Origin of the sequence: Leifsonia xyli subsp. cynodontis (genome assembly GCF_050632205.1) — a bacterium.
Classification (GTDB): domain Bacteria; phylum Actinomycetota; class Actinomycetes; order Actinomycetales; family Microbacteriaceae; genus Leifsonia; species Leifsonia xyli_D.
The window spans coordinates 788825-803796 of sequence record NZ_CP192578.1; the positions used below are offsets into that span (position 1 = coordinate 788825).

A 14972-nucleotide genomic window follows, 5' to 3' on the forward strand; every position below is an offset into this window, starting at 1 on the left:
CGACTTTGATTGTCAGCTTTACTAACAAACATGGTGATCGACCAGGGAACGCGTTCCGCCGCCACCGACCGGGGCGCTCAGCCCGATCGCGGGCTCGTTCCCGGGCGCGCCCTCCGCCCGCGCACGAAGGTGCTGCCGGAGCACGCCCGCGGTCACAACCGCTCGCTCGTCCTCCAGTCGCTCTACCGCTCGGGCCGGGCCAGCCGCGCCGACCTCGCCCGCACGACCGGGCTGACCCGCGTCACCATCTCCGACCTCGTCAGCGAACTGATCTCCGAGGGCCTCGTCATCGAGCTCGGCCAGCGCGACGACGCCCGACCGGGCAAGCCCGCCGTCCTCCTCGACGTCGATCGAGGCGCCACGCAGATCATCGGCGTGGACCTCAGCGAGCACGCGGTCTTCCGCGGGGCGGTCCTCGACATGGATGGCCGCATCCTGACCGCGATCGAGGTCGAGCTCGCCGGCAGCCGCGGCGAGGAGGCGACCGGCAAGGTGCTCGCGCTCGTCGACCGGTTGGTCGCGGCGACCACCGCCCCGGTGCTCGGCATCGGCATCGGCTCGCCGGGCATCGTGGATGCCGAGGGAACGGTCGCCGCTGCGCCGAACCTCGGCTGGGTCGACGAGCCCCTGCAGCGCCGCGTCGCCCAGCGCACCGGCCTGCCGGTGTTCGTCGCCAACGACGCGAACGTCGCGGTCCTCGCCGAGCACGGCTTCGCGGACGCGCAGGGCGACATGATGCTCGTGAAGGTCGGCCACGGTGTGGGGTCCGGCCTGCTGGTCGCCGGCGCCCTCGTCTTCGGCAGCCGTTTCGCCGCGGGCGAGATCGGCCAGGTGATGGTCGGCACCGACGGCGGTCCCGAGGCGCCGTACGACCGCGAGCGCTGCCTGGAGGCCTGGCTCGCCGTTCCCCGGCTGGAGCGGCGCCTGGCGGCAGCAGAGGCGGCGGGCGAGCCCGCCGCGCCGGTGCTCCGCGAGGCGGGTCAGCGTCTCGGCGTCGCGCTCGCCCCGATCGTCGGCGCGCTCAACCTCTCCGAAGTGGTGCTGAGCGGCCCCGACGAGCTGATCGGCGGCGTCCTGCTGGAAGCGGTCGGCGAGACCCTGCGCAATCGCACCATGGCGGGCTTCCACTCGGGTGTGACGATCCGTCTGACGAGCCTCGGCCGCGACATCGTGCTGCGCGGTTGCGTGGTGATGGTGCTGTCCGCCCAGCTGGGGGTGTCCTGATGACGCTCGTGGCCGAGCCCGGAGTGCGCGCCGAGGCGTTCGCGCCTTTCGGCTTCGCGCCGGGCGTCCGTGAGGCGTTGAGCCGCTTTCAGGGCCGGTGCACGGTCGTCCGGCTGGCGACCGTCGACAACGACGTGCTCGGGGTGCCGCGCTGGTACACGTTGCAGGATGCGTGGGCCGAGCCGGGCAGTTCCGTCGCGTCCCGCTGGGCCGGCAATCCCGTGGTCTCCGTGGGACCGTCCGACGATCCGGAACTGGTGCTCGCGACCTCCACCCCGGTCGTGGTGGTCGGCGCCGACAATGCGGCCACCCGCTGGGCGCGCCAGGTGGTGGATGCGGTGCGCGCGACCTGCCGGTCGGTCCTCGTCGTCGACATGGGGACGCGTCCCGACCCGTCGTATGCCGACATCGCCACGTTCGGCTTCGACCGGCAGCACGGCGCGGCGCTTCTCGGGCTTCTCACCGAATCCTGAGGTCAGCCGCCCCAGGTGACGCCGAGCGTCGAGCGCAGCGCGTGCTGCGCGGCGCCGCGATAGGGCTGGTCCGCGGCGATCCGCGCGTACCGGAAGCTGAGCGGCATGGCCGCCTTCACGGGATGCCGTGCGGCCTCCGCGCGCAGGTGGCCGATGAACTCGGGCCCGAGCCGCGGCGCCGCGCCGCCGAGCACGATCGTGGGTACGTCGAGGGCCGCCCCGACGAGCAGCAGGGCGCGGGCGAGCACCCGGGCGCCCTCCGCGATCCGCCGGCGCGACTCGGGTGCCGCGGCGAGGGCCGCCAGGTCGAGCGACTCGAGGTCGGTGCCGTGGGGGAGCCCGAGGAGGCTCGTCACGGACACGACCTCCTCCAGGCAGCCGCGGTTGCCGCACGCGCACAGCAGGGCGTCCGGGCCGAACAGCACCGGCACGTGGCCGATCTCACCGGCGCGGTGCGACGCGCCGGTGACGACCTCGCCGTCGAGGATCACCGCGGCGCCGACGCCCGTGCTGAGCGAGACGAACAGCTGATTGGCCCCGAAGTCGTCCGCGCCGGAGTCGTCTGCGGCGATGGAGTCGGCGATCGCCTCGGCGTCGGCATCGTTGATGAGGTGGATGGGCGCATCCACGATCCCGGCGAGCTCGCGCGCGAGGTCCACGTCCGTCCAGCCCAGCTGCACCGATTCGCGGATGAGCGGACCGTCGGCGATGCCCGGCACCTGCACGCCGACGGCGACGATCCGCGCTGAGTTGGCGGCCACGAGCTTCCGGACCACCGCCCGGAGGTCTTCGAGCGAGCCGGGGGCTGTAGGACGTTGCGCCGCGGAGGCCACCTCGCGGCCGAGGAGGTCGACCAGCGCGCCGCGAACGAGCCCGGGCTGGACGATGAGCGACACCAGCACGTGGTCGTCGGCCGCGACGCGGAGGGTGGTCGCGCGCTTCCCGCCCGTGCTCTCGGCCCGCTGTCCTTCGATGACCAGGCCGTCGGCGATGAGGCCCGCGAGCAGCGACGAGACGGTGGCGCTGGTGAGGCCGGTGCGGCGGGCGATTCCGGCCCGGGTGGCGGTCCCGTTGCCCGAGAGGACCAGCTGCAAGGCGGTGGTGAGGTTGCGCTCGCGGACGGCGGCCTGCGTCGCCTTGCCGTGCTCCTCTGCCACTGCGCGCTCCCGATGTCTCGTTGCGACTCGACCCTAGCGAATCCCGTGCTGGACCGGCGGGGGATCGCGCGCTAGCTTAACCGTAAGCCTGCTGAACAGTTTCCAAGCGAGGGAGTTTCGATGGCATCCGGAAAGCGCTGGGCCGGTCTCGTCTTCATCAGCATCGCGGTCGCGCTGATCATCGTGGACTCGACGATCGTGAACGTGGCCATCCCGTCCATCGTCGACGAGCTGGGCATCGGCTCCACCGGCGTGCAGTGGGTGCAGGAGTCGTACACCCTGGTCTTCGCGGCCCTGCTGCTGGTCTTCGGCACGCTCGCCGACCGGTGGGGCCGCCGCCGCATGCTCGTCGTCGGCGTCGCGATCTTCACCCTCGCCTCCGTCGCTGCGGCGCTCGCCCCCACCGGTGCCTTCCTCATCGGCTCCCGGCTGGTGCAGGGCGTCGGCGGCGCGATGATCCTGCCCACAACGCTCTCCCTCATCAACGCGACGTTCCGCGGCCGCGAGCGCGCCCTGGCGTTCGCCGTGTGGGGCTCCACGATCGGCGGCATGACGGCGCTGGGTCCGCTGCTCGGCGGCTGGCTCACGACCGCGTTCTCGTGGCGGTGGGCGTTCGGCATCAACATCCCGCTCGGCATCCTGATCGTGACCGGCGTGCTCGCCACGGTGACCGAGTCGAAGGACTCACGGCATGCCGGGGAGTGGACTGGATCGGCGCCCTGCTCTCCGTCATCACGAGCGCGACGCTCGTGTTCGGCCTGATCGAGGGGCGGACCTACGGCTGGTGGCTGGTCGACGAGCGGCCGACGATCGGCGGCCGGACGTGGCCCTTCGCCCTCTCGCCGGTCCCGATCGCCTTCGCCGTGGCGGTGCTCGGCGGGGTGCTCTTCGTGCTGCGCGGGCGATCCCGGCTGCGGGCGGGCAAGAGCACCATGCTCGCGCTCGACCTGTTCCGCATCCCGTCGTTCCGCAACGGAAACATCGCGGCGACCATCGTCTCGCTGGGGGAGTTCGGCATCGTGCTCGCCCTGCCCATCTGGCTGCAGAACGTCCTCGGCTACAGCGCTCTCGACACCGGCCTGATCCTGCTCGCGCTGGCGATCGGGTCCTTCGTGGCGAGCGGCTTCGCGGGGGCGTTCGGCAACCGCATCCCGGCGGTCACCGTCGTCCGGGTCGGCCTCGTCGCCGAGATCGTCGGGGTCGCCGGCCTCGGGCTGGTCATCGGGCCGTCGACCCCGTGGGGCGCCCTGCTGCCGTTCCTCTTCGTCTACGGGTTCGGCGTCGGCCTGGCGACCGCCCAGTTGACCGGGGTCGTGCTGAGGGATGTGCCGGTCGACCAGAGCGGGCAGGGCTCCGGCACGCAGAGCACCGCCCGGCAGATCGGCTCGGCGCTCGGCATCGCGGTGCTGGGGACCGTGCTGTTCGCCTCGGCGGGGGCCGTGCTCGACGGGAGCCTCGAGGCGCGCGGCGTTCCGGCCGCCCAGCGCGACCGCATCGTGTCGGCGGTGGTCGACAGCTCCGGCGCGGCGATCGCCGGCCTCGAGAAGGATCCCCGGACCGCGCCGATCGCCGAGGATGCGAAGGTCGCCTTCAGCGACGGGACGCGCTGGGCGGCGTTCTCGGCGGCGGGCTTCCTCGTCGTCGGTCTGATCGCCACACTCTCCCTCGGCTCCGGCCGGAAGCCCGAGGAGGCACCGGCGCCCGAGGGGGTCGGCGCACGCGCATGAACAAAGGCCCCCTGATCAGAGAATCCCTGATCAGGGGGCCTTATCGGTTGCGGGGGCAGGATTTGAACCTACGACCTCTGGGTTATGAGCCCAGCGAGCTACCGAGCTGCTCCACCCCGCGGCACAAGATATGACTCTAGCACGGGATCCGGAGCGCGTGAAATCGCGAACACCCGCCGGGCGCGTCCCCCTTCGTGAACCGGTCGTCCTACTAGAGTCTTTTCCAGATAGGGGATGCGATGGCGAGTGCCGTGACGAAGTTCCGGGTTGTTGTGGTCGAGGACGACCCGGACGTGGCTTTCTTCATGAAGACCGTGCTGGAGAAGCGCGCCGACGCGGTGGCCCTCGCGGTCACGGACCCGTCGATCGCCCTCACGAGCATCGCCGAGTTCGAGCCCGACCTCGTCATCACCGACATCGAGATGCCCGGCATCTCGGGTCTCGACCTGCTCAAGGAGCTGCGCAGCCAGTATCCGGGGATGCCGGTCGTCGTGATGACGGCGCACGTCTCGGTCGACTACGCGGTCTCGGCGCTGCGCGCGCAGGCGGACGAGTTCCTCACCAAGCCGGTCGCCTCGGCCGAGCTGGTCGCGATCGTGAACCGGCTCGCGGCCGAGGGCCGCGTCAAGCGGGCGGCGCAGCGGCAGCAGGTCGTGCTCGCCATCGGCGCGCACCCGGACGACGTCGAGATCGGCGTCGGCGGCATCCTCGCCGCGCACCGCGACGCCGGCAACCAGGTCGTCATCCTCACCATGTCCCGCGGCGCGCGCGGCGGGGATGCGGAGAACCGCCAGCACGAGTCGCTGGCGTCGGCCGAGCTGCTCGGCGCGCGCCTGTTCCTGGAGGATCTGGAGGACACCCGGATCTCGACGGCCGACCCGACCGTCGGCATCATCGAGCGGGTGGTCGCCGAGGTGCGACCGGACATCGTCTACACGCACTCCTCGCACGACCGGCACCAGGACCACCGGGCGGTGCACTCCGCGACGATCGTGGCCACGCGCACCGTGCGCACGGTCTGCTGCTACCAGAGTCCGTCCGCGACCATCGACTTCCGTCCGACGCGCTTCGTCCCGATCGACGGCTTCACCGACACCAAGCTGCGCCTCATCGACTGCTTCCGGTCGCAGACCGAGCTGCGCGACTACCTCGAGCCCGACTTCGTGCTCGCCACCGCGCGCTACTGGTCGCGGTTCGGCGGAGGCAAGAACTGCGAACCGCTGGAGGTGATGCGCGACACCGCCGACATCTCACTGCCGGCCTCCTCGATCGCGGCCGAGCTCCGCCTCTCCGGGAATCCACTGAACAGGACCGCCGAATGACCGACTCCCCTCGCACCCGCGTCCTGATCACCGGGGCGGGCGGGCCCGCCGGCGTCGCCGTCATCCGCTCGCTGCTCGCCCGCGACGACGTGGACGTCTTCGCCGCCGACATGGACGGCTGGGCGAGCGGTCTGTACCTGGTGCCGGAGGACCGCCGCCGCATCGTCCCGCCGGGGCGATCCGACGGCTTCGCGGATGCGCTGATCGCGATGAGCCGCGACGACGGCATCGACGTTCTGTTCTCGACGGTGGATGTGGAGCTCCCGGGCCTCGCCGCGCGCCGGGACGAGCTCGAGGCGGTGGGCACCACGCTCGCCGCCCCCTCGCACGACACGCTGGTGACCTGTCTCGACAAGTTCGCGCTGGTGCAGCGTGTCGCCGGCCGGGCGCGCATCCCCGAGACGCGCCTGCTGAACCGAGAGGGCGTCGGCGCCGACTGGACCTTCCCCGTCATCGTCAAGCCGCGCTCGGGCGCGGGCTCCCGGGGCGTCCGCCTCATCCCGGACCGCGGCACGCTGGAGGCGCTCGGCACCGACGAGAGCATCATCATCCAGGAGAACCTGCCCGGCGAGGAGTTCTCGGTCGACGTGCTCGCCGGCCTGGACGGCGAGGTGATCGCCGCCGTTCCGCGCTCGCGCGAGCGGGTCGACTCCGGCGTCTCGATCGCCGGGCGCACCGTGCGCCGGCCGGAGCTCTCCGACACCGCGGCCGCGGTCGCCCGCGCGATCGGGCTCACCGGCGTCGCGAACGTGCAGCTGCGCTACAGCACGGACGGCGTCCCGGCGCTGCTCGAGGTCAACCCGCGCTTCCCGGGCGCGATGCCGCTGACCATCGCCTCCGGCGTCGACATGCCCTCGCTCCTGCTCGACCTGGTGCTGGGCCGCCCGGTGCCGTCGGCGGTCGACTTCGAGGAGCTCGCCAACGTGCGGTTCCTGGAGGATGTCTTCCTGCGCCCCGGCGACGTGCTGGTCTCCGAGAACGCGGCGCACACGGAGGGACCCGAGGAGTGAGCACCACGGAGGCCGGCCGGCTGCCCGCGCTGTTGCGGGGCGACTTCCACGTCCACTCGACGTTCTCGGAGGACGCGCGGAGCACGCTCGCGGAGAACATCGCCGCCGCGTCCGCCGCCGGGCTCGCCACCATCCGCCTCACCGACCACGTGCGAGCCTCCACCACCTGGGTGCCCGAGTTCCTCGCGGCGGTCGCGGCCGAGCGCATCCCCGAAGGACTGACCGTGCTGACCGGCGTCGAGGCGAAGCTGCTGGACGCCTCCGGCGCGGTCGACACGCCGCCGGGACTCGTGACCGGCCCCGGCGGGGTCGGGGCGGTGGTCATCGGCGATCACCAGTTCCCGGGCACGGACGGCCCGTGGTCGCCCTCCGCGACGCGGGAGCGGCTGGATGCCGGCCTGGCCGACGACGACGCGCTCGACCTGCTCGTGGAGGCGAGCATCCGGGCCATGGAGCGCACGCCGCACGCGCAGCTCGCCCACTGGTTCTCGATCCTGCCGAAGGTCGGGCTCGACGAGGCGCAGCTCGGGCCCGAGCGCCTGCTCGCCTGGGCACAGGCCGCCGCCGCGACCGGCACGATCGTCGAGGTCAACGAGAAGTGGCAGTGCCCGGGACCGGCCGCGATCGCCGCTCTGCTCGACGCGGGGGCGCGTATCGTCGCCTCCACCGACAGCCACGTGGCGAGCGACGTCGGCCGCTACGCGCGTGTCCCCGCGCTGCTGGACTTGGCCGCCGAGCTGGTCGGCGAGCGGATGACCACCGAGGAGGTGCGATGAGTCCCGTCGAACCGTCGTCCGAGCTGCGCGAGCGCATGCAGGACGAGCTGGAGCGCAACCGCCGCTGGGAGTACCGGCTGCCGGTCTTCGCCGGCATCGCGCTGCTCGTCTGCGCCGCCATCATCGTGGTCAGGACGGTGTTCCCGCATGTCTGAGACCGCCTCCTCCCTCGCCAAACGGGTCGTGATCGCCGACGACGACGACGACATCCGCGGGCTCATGACGATCGCCGCGAAGCGCGCAGGCGTCGAGATCGTCGCCGCGGTCGACAACGGTCGCGCCGCGCTCGAGGCCGTCCGCGCGGGCGACATCGACCTGGCGGTGCTCGACATCTCCATGCCCGGCCTCAACGGGGTGGAGGTCGCCGAGGCGATCCGCTCGGACGACCTCACCCGGTCCACGCTCATCCTGATGGTGTCGGCCTCCGTGCAGCTGCTGACGGACCACGGCATCGTCGCCGACCGGTCCGACAGCTTCATCGTCAAGCCGTTCAGCCCGCGCGTGCTGTCGACGCGCATCCGCGAGATGCTTCAGCTGGAGGAGCAGGCATGACCCTCGACCGGTGGCTCAGCCGCCTCCCGATCGACTCCCCGTCGGCGTTCATGAAGCAGATCCCGACGATCGTCGGATTCGCCATCGCCGTCGGCATCGCTCTCGTGCCCAACGGCGTGCCCGTCACGAACATGACCGTGTTCGTCGCCGGCATCCTCCTCGTCACGGTGGCGTCGGTGCTGTCGTTCGCCGTGCCGTGGCACCGCTTCGCCGCCGAGTGGGCGGTCATCGTGCCGACGCTCTCGCTGCTGGCCGTCGGCCTCCTTCGGCTGGGGACCGGCTCCGGCTCGTCGCCGTTCGTCGTCCTCACGCTGCTGCCCTTCGTCTGGATCGCCTCCGAAGAGGGGCGCATCAACATCCTCATCGCCTCGCTGTCGACGCTCGTCGTGCTCCTGGCGCCGCTCATGTTCGCCGGCGGTGCGCGCACGCCCGGTGACGTGGTCCGCGCCTTCTTCTCGCCCGTGATCTACTTCATCGTCGCGATCGTCATCAACGAGATCGCCCACCGGATGCGCACCCAGCTGAAGGCGGCGCGCGAGGCGATGCAGGCGCAGGAGGTGCTGCTCGCCCAGGCGGTCACCGCGCAGGACGAGCTGGTGCTGAACGAGGCGCGTCTGAAGACCGCGAACCGGCTCATCCAGAGCATCTGGAACGCCGTCACCGAGCAGTCCGTCATCGGCACCGACCTCGATGGGCTCATCGACGTCTGGAACCCCGGAGCGGAGAAGATGCTCGGCCTGACGGAGAAGCAGGTGCTCGACGGCAAGCACCACGTCATCGACTTCCACCTGCACGAGGAGATCGAGCAGCGGCTCCAGGACATGGATGCGCGCTTCACGACGGTCTCGAGCATCGACGACTTCTCGGCCCTGGTCGACACCGTCCGCGCGGGATCCGCCGATGTCCGCGACTGGACCTACGTGCGTCCCGACGGCAAGCGGGTGGCCGTGCAGGTCGCGGCGACGCCCCGGCTGGATGAGAACGGGCACCGCGTCGGCTTCATCTTCGTCGCGACGGACATGACCCAGGCCCGCGAGTTCGCCCGGCTGAAGGACGAGTTCGTCGGGCTGATCTCGCACGAGCTGCGCACGCCGCTCAGCTCGATCCTCGGCTATCTCGAGCTCATGCGCGACGACGAGGACGCGCCGCTCTCCGAGGAGCAGCTGCAGTACCTGAGCGTGGCCGAGCGCAACGCGCACCGCCTCCTGCGCCTCGTCGGCGACCTGCTGTTCACGGCGCAGGTGGAGTCGGGCCGCTTCCCGCTGGAGATCAAGGATGTGGAGCTCGGCGCGATCGTGTCGGCGTCGGTCGAATCGGCGCGGCCGGTGGCGGGCAACGCGGGCGTGAACCTGGTGGGCGACATCCCGGGCGAACCGCTGACAGTCCGCGGCGATCCGCTGCGGCTCGGGCAGGCGGTCGACAACCTCGTCTCCAACGCGCTCAAGTTCACGCCGTCCGGCGGCACGGTCACGGTGTCCCTCCGGCCGCAGGGCGAGCAGGCCGTCATCGCCGTCACGGACACCGGCATCGGCATCCCGGCCGTCGAGCTGAGCCAGCTGTCGCAGCGGTTCTTCCGCGCCTCGACGGCCACCCGCAATGCGGTTCCCGGCGTCGGGCTGGGGCTGACGATCACCAAAGCGATCGTCACCGCGCACGGCGGACGGCTCGACATCGCCAGCGAGGAGGGCGTCGGAACCTCGATCAGCATCGTGCTGCCCGTCGAGACGCCGCAGCCGGTGACCGAGGCCATCCCGCGGGCGGAGGTCGCACCGTGACCGACCGGCCGGCCGAGCTGACCGTCGACGACCGCAGGGCCACCGTCGCGGTGGCGCAGTTCGCTCCGGGGGAGGACCGCGTCCACAACCGGGACGTGGTGGCCGGCCTGATCGCCGTGGCCGCGTCGCGGGGTGCGCGGCTCGTCATCCTCCCCGAGTACGCGTCGTACTTCACGGACCCGCTGGACGCGTCCTTCGCCCGCAACGCGGAGACGGTCGACGGCGACTTCGTGCGCGGCCTCGCCGCCTCGGCCCGCGAGCACGGGGTCTTCGTGGTCGCCGGGCTGGTGGAGAAGACGGAGGCGGCACGCAAGTTCTCGAACACGCTCGTCGCCGTCGACCCCGCGGGGGAGGTCGTCGCCACCTACCGCAAGCAGCACCTCTACGACGCGTTCGGCGCGCAGGAGTCGGAGTGGGTGGTGGCCGGAGAGCTGGACGAGCCGCAGACCTTCGTGGTCGACGGCATCGTCGTCGGACTGCAGACCTGCTACGACCTCCGCTTCCCGGAGGTGACCCGGCGCCTGGCGGACGCGGGCGCCGACCTCGTGGCGGTTCCGGCCGAGTGGGTGCGCGGTCCGCTGAAGGAGCACCACTGGACGACCCTTCTCGCCGCGCGCGCGATCGAGAACACGCTGTACCTGGCGGCGGCCGACCATCCGCCCGCCCTCGGGATCGGGGCGAGCGCCGTGGTCGATCCGATGGGGGTCACGCTCGCCGGGCTCGGCGAGACGACCGGTGTCGCGGTCGCCGAGGTCAGCGCCGCCCGCCTGCGCGAGGTGCGCGAGCGCAACCCCGCCCTGGCGCTGCGCCGCTACCGTGTCGTTCCGCGCTGACGCGTGACGCCGGGCACGCGCGGCTCAGCGGCTCAGCGGGGCAGTGCCGCGAGCCGGCGGGCCGCCTCCTGCAGCACGTCGATCCGCTTGCAGAACGCGAACCGGACGAGGGATGCGGTGCGCGCCGCGTACTCGCCACGGCTGAACGCGCCCAGCGGCACGGCGACCACGCCGGCCAGCCCGGGCAGCGCGCGGCACAGCTCCGCGGCATCCGCGAACCCCAGCGGCGCCGCGTCCGCGACGATGAAGTAGGTGCCGTCGGAGGGGAACACGCCGAAGCCGGCGGCCCGCAGCCCGTCGGAGAGCAGGTCGCGCTTGTGCGCCAGCGTCTGCGCGATGCCGGTGAAGTAGGCGTCCGGCAGCCGCAGCCCGACGGCCGTCGCGGGCTGGAACGGCGCGCCGTTCACGTAGGTGAGGAACTGCTTGACCGCGAGCACCGCGGTCACCAGCTCGGCCGGCGCGGTCAGCCAGCCGACCTTCCAGCCCGTCGTGCTGAACGTCTTGCCGCCCGACGAGATCGCGACGGTCCGCTCCCGCGCCCCGGGCAGCGACTCGATCGGGATGTGCTCCGGCCCGAACGTCAGGTGCTCGTACACCGAGTCGGTGACGATGATCGCGTCGTGCCGCTCGGCCAGCTCCACGACGGCGGCCAGCGTCTCGCGGTCGAGCACGGAGCCGGTGGGATTGTGCGGGGTGTTGACCAGGATGACCCGCGTGCGATCGGTCACCGTCGCCCGCAGGCGATCGAGGTCCGGGCGGAAGGCGGGCGGCTCGAGCGGGACGGTGCGGTGCACGCCGCCCGCGAGCGCGATGACGGCGCCGTACTCGTCGTAGTACGGCTCGAACGTCACGACCTCGTCGCCCGGCTCCAGGAGGGCGAGCAGGGTGGCGGCGATCGCCTCCGTGGCCCCGGCGGTGATCAGCACCTCGCGCTCGGGGTCGACCTCCAGCCCGTAGAAGCGTCGCTGGTGCTCCGCGACCGCCAGGCGCAGGTCCGGGATGCCCATGCCGGGCGGGTACTGGTTCTGACCGTCGCGGATCGCCCGGACCGCGGCTTCGAGGACCTCGGCGGGGCCGTCCTCGTCGGGGAATCCCTGCCCGAGGTTGATCGCCCCGGTCCGCACGGCCAGACCGCTCATCTCGGCGAAGATCGTCGGCCGCACCGTGCCGTCCGCGCCCAGCAGTCCGGCGCCGCCCGCGGCCCGCCGCCACGCTCCAGGAATCGTCATGCGACCACGCTACGGCCTTACCCCCACCGGACCCATCGGATACGTTGTGGAGAGTCATCGACTTGCAGAAGGTCGTCCACAGCATCGGCAAATAAAACGCTCAGGTTGGCATCCCAAGCTGTTCGTGCTTGGAAGGAGCAACACCATGACCGACACCCCGAACACCCCGGAGCCCGCGAAGCCCCAGCACGACGCCGACACCGACGCGGTCGTGGATGGTACCGCCGGTTCCGAGCACGCCCCCGCCGCCGCGCAGCCCACCGCAGAGCAGCCCGCCGTGCACTACACGCAGCCCACCCAGCCGGTGCAGCCGCAGCCGTACGGTCAGCCCTACGGCCAGCCGTACGGTCAGCAGCAGCCGAACTACGGCAACGGCGGCTTCGGCCAGCCCGCCGGCTACGGCCAGCAGCCCTACGCCCCGAACGGCCAGCAGCACGCCTACGCCGCCGCCCCGGGAACCCCGGCCGCGACCGCGACGTCGACGAAGAAGCGCGGCAACACCGGCCTCATCATCGCGACGCTCGCCATCGGCGCGCTCGTCGGCGGAGTCGCCGGCGCCGGCGCAGGGGTCGGCATCTTCGCCGCCACCGACTCGGGCAACGCGACCATCAAGACGGTCTCCGGCCCGCAGAACATCACCGTGAACGACGCCAACAACGCGAGCACCGTCACGGCCGTCGCCGCCAAGGCGTCCCCGAGCGTCGTGACCATCTCGGTCAGCGCCTCCAGCTCCGGCGGCACCGGCTCCGGCATCGTCCTGACCTCCGACGGCTACGTGCTCACCAACACGCACGTGGTGACGCTCGACGGCCAGGCCTCGAACGTCAACGTGACGGTCACCGACAACGACGGCAAGATCTACACCGCCAAGGTCGTCGGCACCGACCCGACCACCGACCTCGCGGTCATCAAGCTGGACAACGCGTCCGGTCTCACCCCGATCAGCTGGGGCGACTCCAGCAAGCTGAACGTCGGCAGCACGACCGTCGCGATCGGCGCCCCGCTCGGACTCTCCGGCACCGTCACCGACGGCATCGTCAGCGCCCTCAACCGCAGCATCAGCATCGCCTCGTCGGCCGCTCCGAAGAGCGACTCGAACAGCGACGGCAACGGCAACGGCGGCAGCCAGAACCCGTTCAACTTCGACTTCCCCGACCAGGGCGGCTCCGGATCGCAGCAGCAGCCGCAGCAGTCGACCGGCACGATCTCGCTGCCGGTCATCCAGACCGACGCGTCCATCAACCCGGGCAACTCGGGCGGCGCGCTGCTCAACAGCAAGGGGAGCTGATCGGCGTGAACGTCGCGATCGCGAGCGCCGGCGGCTCCAGCTCGTCTGGCGCGCAGTCGGGCAGCATCGGCGTCGGCTTCGCCATCCCGTCCGACCTCGCCAAGCGCGTCTCCGACGAGATCATCAAGAAGGGATCGGCGACGCACGGCCTGCTCGGTGCATCGGTCGCGGACGCCAGCAGCGACGCCAAGGCGACGACGGTCGGCGCGCTCATCAAGAGCGTGACGGGCGGCGGCGCGGCGGCGGACGCCGGGCTGAAGGCCGGCGACATCGTGGTGAATCTCGGGGACACCCCGATCACGGACGCCACCGACCTCACCGCGCAGGTCCGCGCCCAGGCGGCCGGCGCCAAGGTCGACATCACGTACATCCGCGGTGGTCAGACCAAGACCGCCTCGGTCACCCTGGGGTCGCTCCCGGCCGAGTGATCGGCTCCGCCTGTCGGAAGGCCGTCCCGCACGCGCGGGGCGGCCTTCCGCCGTCCTGCGCCGCCGTCGCTCCCGGCGTCGTCGCAGGGCCCGGCTGGTAGGCTCGTCGCCGACCCGTTACCGTAAGGATCAGATGCCGGACGACACCGTGAACACCCTCCCGGGTGTCTCCTACGTGATGCCGGTGCTGAACGAGGCGACGCACGTGCGCGCCGCCGTCGACAGCCTGCTGTCGCAGGACTACGCCGGGCCGTTCGAGGTCGCCATCGCCCTCGGCCCGAGCATCGACGGCACCACCGAGCTCGTCGCGGAGCTCGCCGCGGTCGACCCGCGCATCCGTGTGCTCGACAACGCGATCGGCTCCACGCCCGCCGGCCTGAACCTCGCCATCCGCGAGTCGCGGTACCCCATCGTGATCCGGGTGGATGCGCACAGCGTCCTGCCGCCCGACTACGCGCGCATCGCGGTGGAGACGATCCTCGAGACCGGCGCGGACAACGTCGGCGGCCTGATGGATGCGCAGGGCACCACGGACTTCGAGCGCGCGGTGGCGCGCGCCTACGGCAGCCGCGTCGGACTCGGCGGCACGAAACTGCACGTGGGCGGCGAGGCCGGACCGGCCGAGACCGTGTACCTCGGTGTCTTCCGCCGCGACCGGCTGCTCGAGGTCGGGCTGTTCGACGAGGAGATCAAGCGCGGTCAGGACTGGGAGCTCAACCGTCGCCTGCGCACCTCCGGCGGCACCGTGTGGTTCACGCCCCGGCTGAAGGTCACCTACCGGCCCCGGCCCAACCTGTACCGGCTCGCCCGGCAGTTCTTCTCCACCGGCATCTGGCGCGGCGAGCTCGCCCGGCGCTTCCCGGCCTCCAACGGCCTCCGCTACTTCGCCCCGCCCGTCATGGTGATCGGGGTCGCGGCCGGCATCCTCCTGGGGCTCGGCGGCATCGTGCAGGCGGCCGTCGGCGCGACGCCGTGGCTGCTGTGGGGGTTCGCCATCCCGGCGCTCTACGCGGTCATCGTCGTGGTGTCGGCCGTGCTCTGGGGGCGCCGTGACGGTTTTCGCCCGTTCCTGTGGTTTCTCGTAGTCTTGCCGTGCATCCACTTCAGCTGGGGGATCGGCTTCATCCTCGGATACCTGTCGCTCACCCGCAACATCACAGCCCACACGGGAAGGTAGG

General features: G+C 71.7%; 12 protein-coding genes, 1 tRNA gene and 2 pseudogenes. 12 read left to right on the forward strand and 3 right to left on the reverse strand.

The window, feature by feature from the left end:
• Nucleotides 1-30: 30 nt before the first annotated feature.
• Complete coding sequence (locus ACQ86M_RS03870; protein ID WP_431247115.1) at nt 31-1224, forward strand: ROK family transcriptional regulator; 1194 nt, start codon at nt 31-33, stop codon at nt 1222-1224.
• Complete coding sequence (locus ACQ86M_RS03875) at nt 1224-1697, forward strand: hypothetical protein (protein ID WP_431247116.1); 474 nt, start codon at nt 1224-1226, stop codon at nt 1695-1697. Before ACQ86M_RS03870 ends, ACQ86M_RS03875 begins: the two co-directional genes overlap by 1 nt.
• A 2-nt stretch (nt 1698-1699) precedes the next feature.
• Here the strand turns inward: ACQ86M_RS03875 and ACQ86M_RS03880 are convergent, their stop codons facing one another.
• Nucleotides 1700-2854 carry an ROK family transcriptional regulator gene (locus ACQ86M_RS03880; protein ID WP_431247117.1) on the reverse strand — a complete coding sequence of 385 codons (1155 nt, stop codon included), beginning with the start codon at nt 2852-2854 and terminating at the stop codon, nt 1700-1702.
• Nucleotides 2855-2974: 120 nt separating this feature from the next.
• Here ACQ86M_RS03880 and ACQ86M_RS03885 point away from each other — a divergent pair.
• A pseudogene (locus ACQ86M_RS03885) lies at nt 2975-4581 on the forward strand (MFS transporter).
• Between the two features lie 47 nt (nt 4582-4628).
• Here the strand turns inward: ACQ86M_RS03885 and ACQ86M_RS03890 are convergent.
• A tRNA-Met gene (locus ACQ86M_RS03890) sits at nt 4629-4702 on the reverse strand.
• Nucleotides 4703-4820: 118 nt separating this feature from the next.
• Here ACQ86M_RS03890 and ACQ86M_RS03895 point away from each other — a divergent pair.
• From ACQ86M_RS03895 to ACQ86M_RS03925, 7 genes are read left to right on the forward strand one after another with little or no spacing between them, the layout of a single operon-like run.
• Nucleotides 4821-5903 carry a response regulator gene (locus ACQ86M_RS03895; RefSeq protein ID WP_431247118.1) on the forward strand — a complete coding sequence of 361 codons (1083 nt, stop codon included), beginning with the start codon at nt 4821-4823 and terminating at the stop codon, nt 5901-5903.
• Nucleotides 5900-6913, forward strand: coding sequence for an ATP-grasp domain-containing protein (locus tag ACQ86M_RS03900; protein WP_431247119.1), 1014 nt, complete (start codon nt 5900-5902; stop codon nt 6911-6913). The genes ACQ86M_RS03895 and ACQ86M_RS03900 overlap by 4 nt, the downstream gene beginning before the upstream one ends.
• Nucleotides 6910-7689: a PHP domain-containing protein gene (locus ACQ86M_RS03905; RefSeq protein ID WP_431247120.1), complete on the forward strand. Its 780-nt coding sequence runs from the start codon at nt 6910-6912 to the stop codon at nt 7687-7689. Before ACQ86M_RS03900 ends, ACQ86M_RS03905 begins: the two co-directional genes overlap by 4 nt.
• The gene (locus ACQ86M_RS03910) at nt 7686-7844 is read left to right on the forward strand and encodes a hypothetical protein (RefSeq protein ID WP_431247121.1); all 159 of its coding nucleotides are present in this window, start codon (nt 7686-7688) and stop codon (nt 7842-7844) included. The genes ACQ86M_RS03905 and ACQ86M_RS03910 overlap by 4 nt, the downstream gene beginning before the upstream one ends.
• A complete protein-coding gene (locus ACQ86M_RS03915; RefSeq protein ID WP_431220817.1) occupies nt 7837-8241 on the forward strand; it encodes a response regulator in 405 nt (134 codons plus the stop codon). Before ACQ86M_RS03910 ends, ACQ86M_RS03915 begins: the two co-directional genes overlap by 8 nt.
• Nucleotides 8238-10016, forward strand: coding sequence for a sensor histidine kinase (locus ACQ86M_RS03920; RefSeq protein WP_431247122.1), 1779 nt, complete (start codon nt 8238-8240; stop codon nt 10014-10016). Before ACQ86M_RS03915 ends, ACQ86M_RS03920 begins: the two co-directional genes overlap by 4 nt.
• Nucleotides 10013-10849 carry a carbon-nitrogen hydrolase family protein gene (locus ACQ86M_RS03925; protein WP_431247123.1) on the forward strand — a complete coding sequence of 279 codons (837 nt, stop codon included), beginning with the start codon at nt 10013-10015 and terminating at the stop codon, nt 10847-10849. Before ACQ86M_RS03920 ends, ACQ86M_RS03925 begins: the two co-directional genes overlap by 4 nt.
• A gap of 32 nt (nt 10850-10881) precedes the next feature.
• On the opposite strand, the gene ACQ86M_RS03930 is transcribed toward ACQ86M_RS03925, so the two are convergent.
• Nucleotides 10882-12078 carry a pyridoxal phosphate-dependent aminotransferase gene (locus ACQ86M_RS03930; RefSeq protein ID WP_431247124.1) on the reverse strand — a complete coding sequence of 399 codons (1197 nt, stop codon included), beginning with the start codon at nt 12076-12078 and terminating at the stop codon, nt 10882-10884.
• Nucleotides 12079-12223: 145 nt separating this feature from the next.
• On the opposite strand from ACQ86M_RS03930, the pseudogene ACQ86M_RS03935 reads away from it, so the two are divergent.
• Together ACQ86M_RS03935 and ACQ86M_RS03940 are read left to right on the forward strand one after the other, a co-directional pair.
• A pseudogene (locus tag ACQ86M_RS03935) lies at nt 12224-13794 on the forward strand (S1C family serine protease).
• 133 nt (nt 13795-13927) lie between these two features.
• The gene (locus tag ACQ86M_RS03940; protein WP_431220822.1) at nt 13928-14971 is read left to right on the forward strand and encodes a glycosyltransferase family 2 protein; all 1044 of its coding nucleotides are present in this window, start codon (nt 13928-13930) and stop codon (nt 14969-14971) included.
• The last annotated feature ends 1 nt before the right edge of the window (nt 14972 follow it).

Coding starts and splice junctions, on each gene's coding strand:
- ACQ86M_RS03870 (WP_431247115.1), top strand. CDS start 31: ATGGTGATCGACCAGGGAACGCGTTCCGCCGCCACCGACCGGGGCGCT.
- ACQ86M_RS03875 (WP_431247116.1), top strand. CDS start 1,224: ATGACGCTCGTGGCCGAGCCCGGAGTGCGCGCCGAGGCGTTCGCGCCT.
- ACQ86M_RS03895 (WP_431247118.1), top strand. CDS start 4,821: ATGGCGAGTGCCGTGACGAAGTTCCGGGTTGTTGTGGTCGAGGACGAC.
- ACQ86M_RS03900 (WP_431247119.1), top strand. CDS start 5,900: ATGACCGACTCCCCTCGCACCCGCGTCCTGATCACCGGGGCGGGCGGG.
- ACQ86M_RS03910 (WP_431247121.1), top strand. CDS start 7,686: ATGAGTCCCGTCGAACCGTCGTCCGAGCTGCGCGAGCGCATGCAGGAC.
- ACQ86M_RS03915 (WP_431220817.1), top strand. CDS start 7,837: ATGTCTGAGACCGCCTCCTCCCTCGCCAAACGGGTCGTGATCGCCGAC.
- ACQ86M_RS03920 (WP_431247122.1), top strand. CDS start 8,238: ATGACCCTCGACCGGTGGCTCAGCCGCCTCCCGATCGACTCCCCGTCG.
- ACQ86M_RS03930 (WP_431247124.1), bottom strand. CDS start 12,078: ATGACGATTCCTGGAGCGTGGCGGCGGGCCGCGGGCGGCGCCGGACTG.
- ACQ86M_RS03940 (WP_431220822.1), top strand. CDS start 13,928: ATGCCGGACGACACCGTGAACACCCTCCCGGGTGTCTCCTACGTGATG.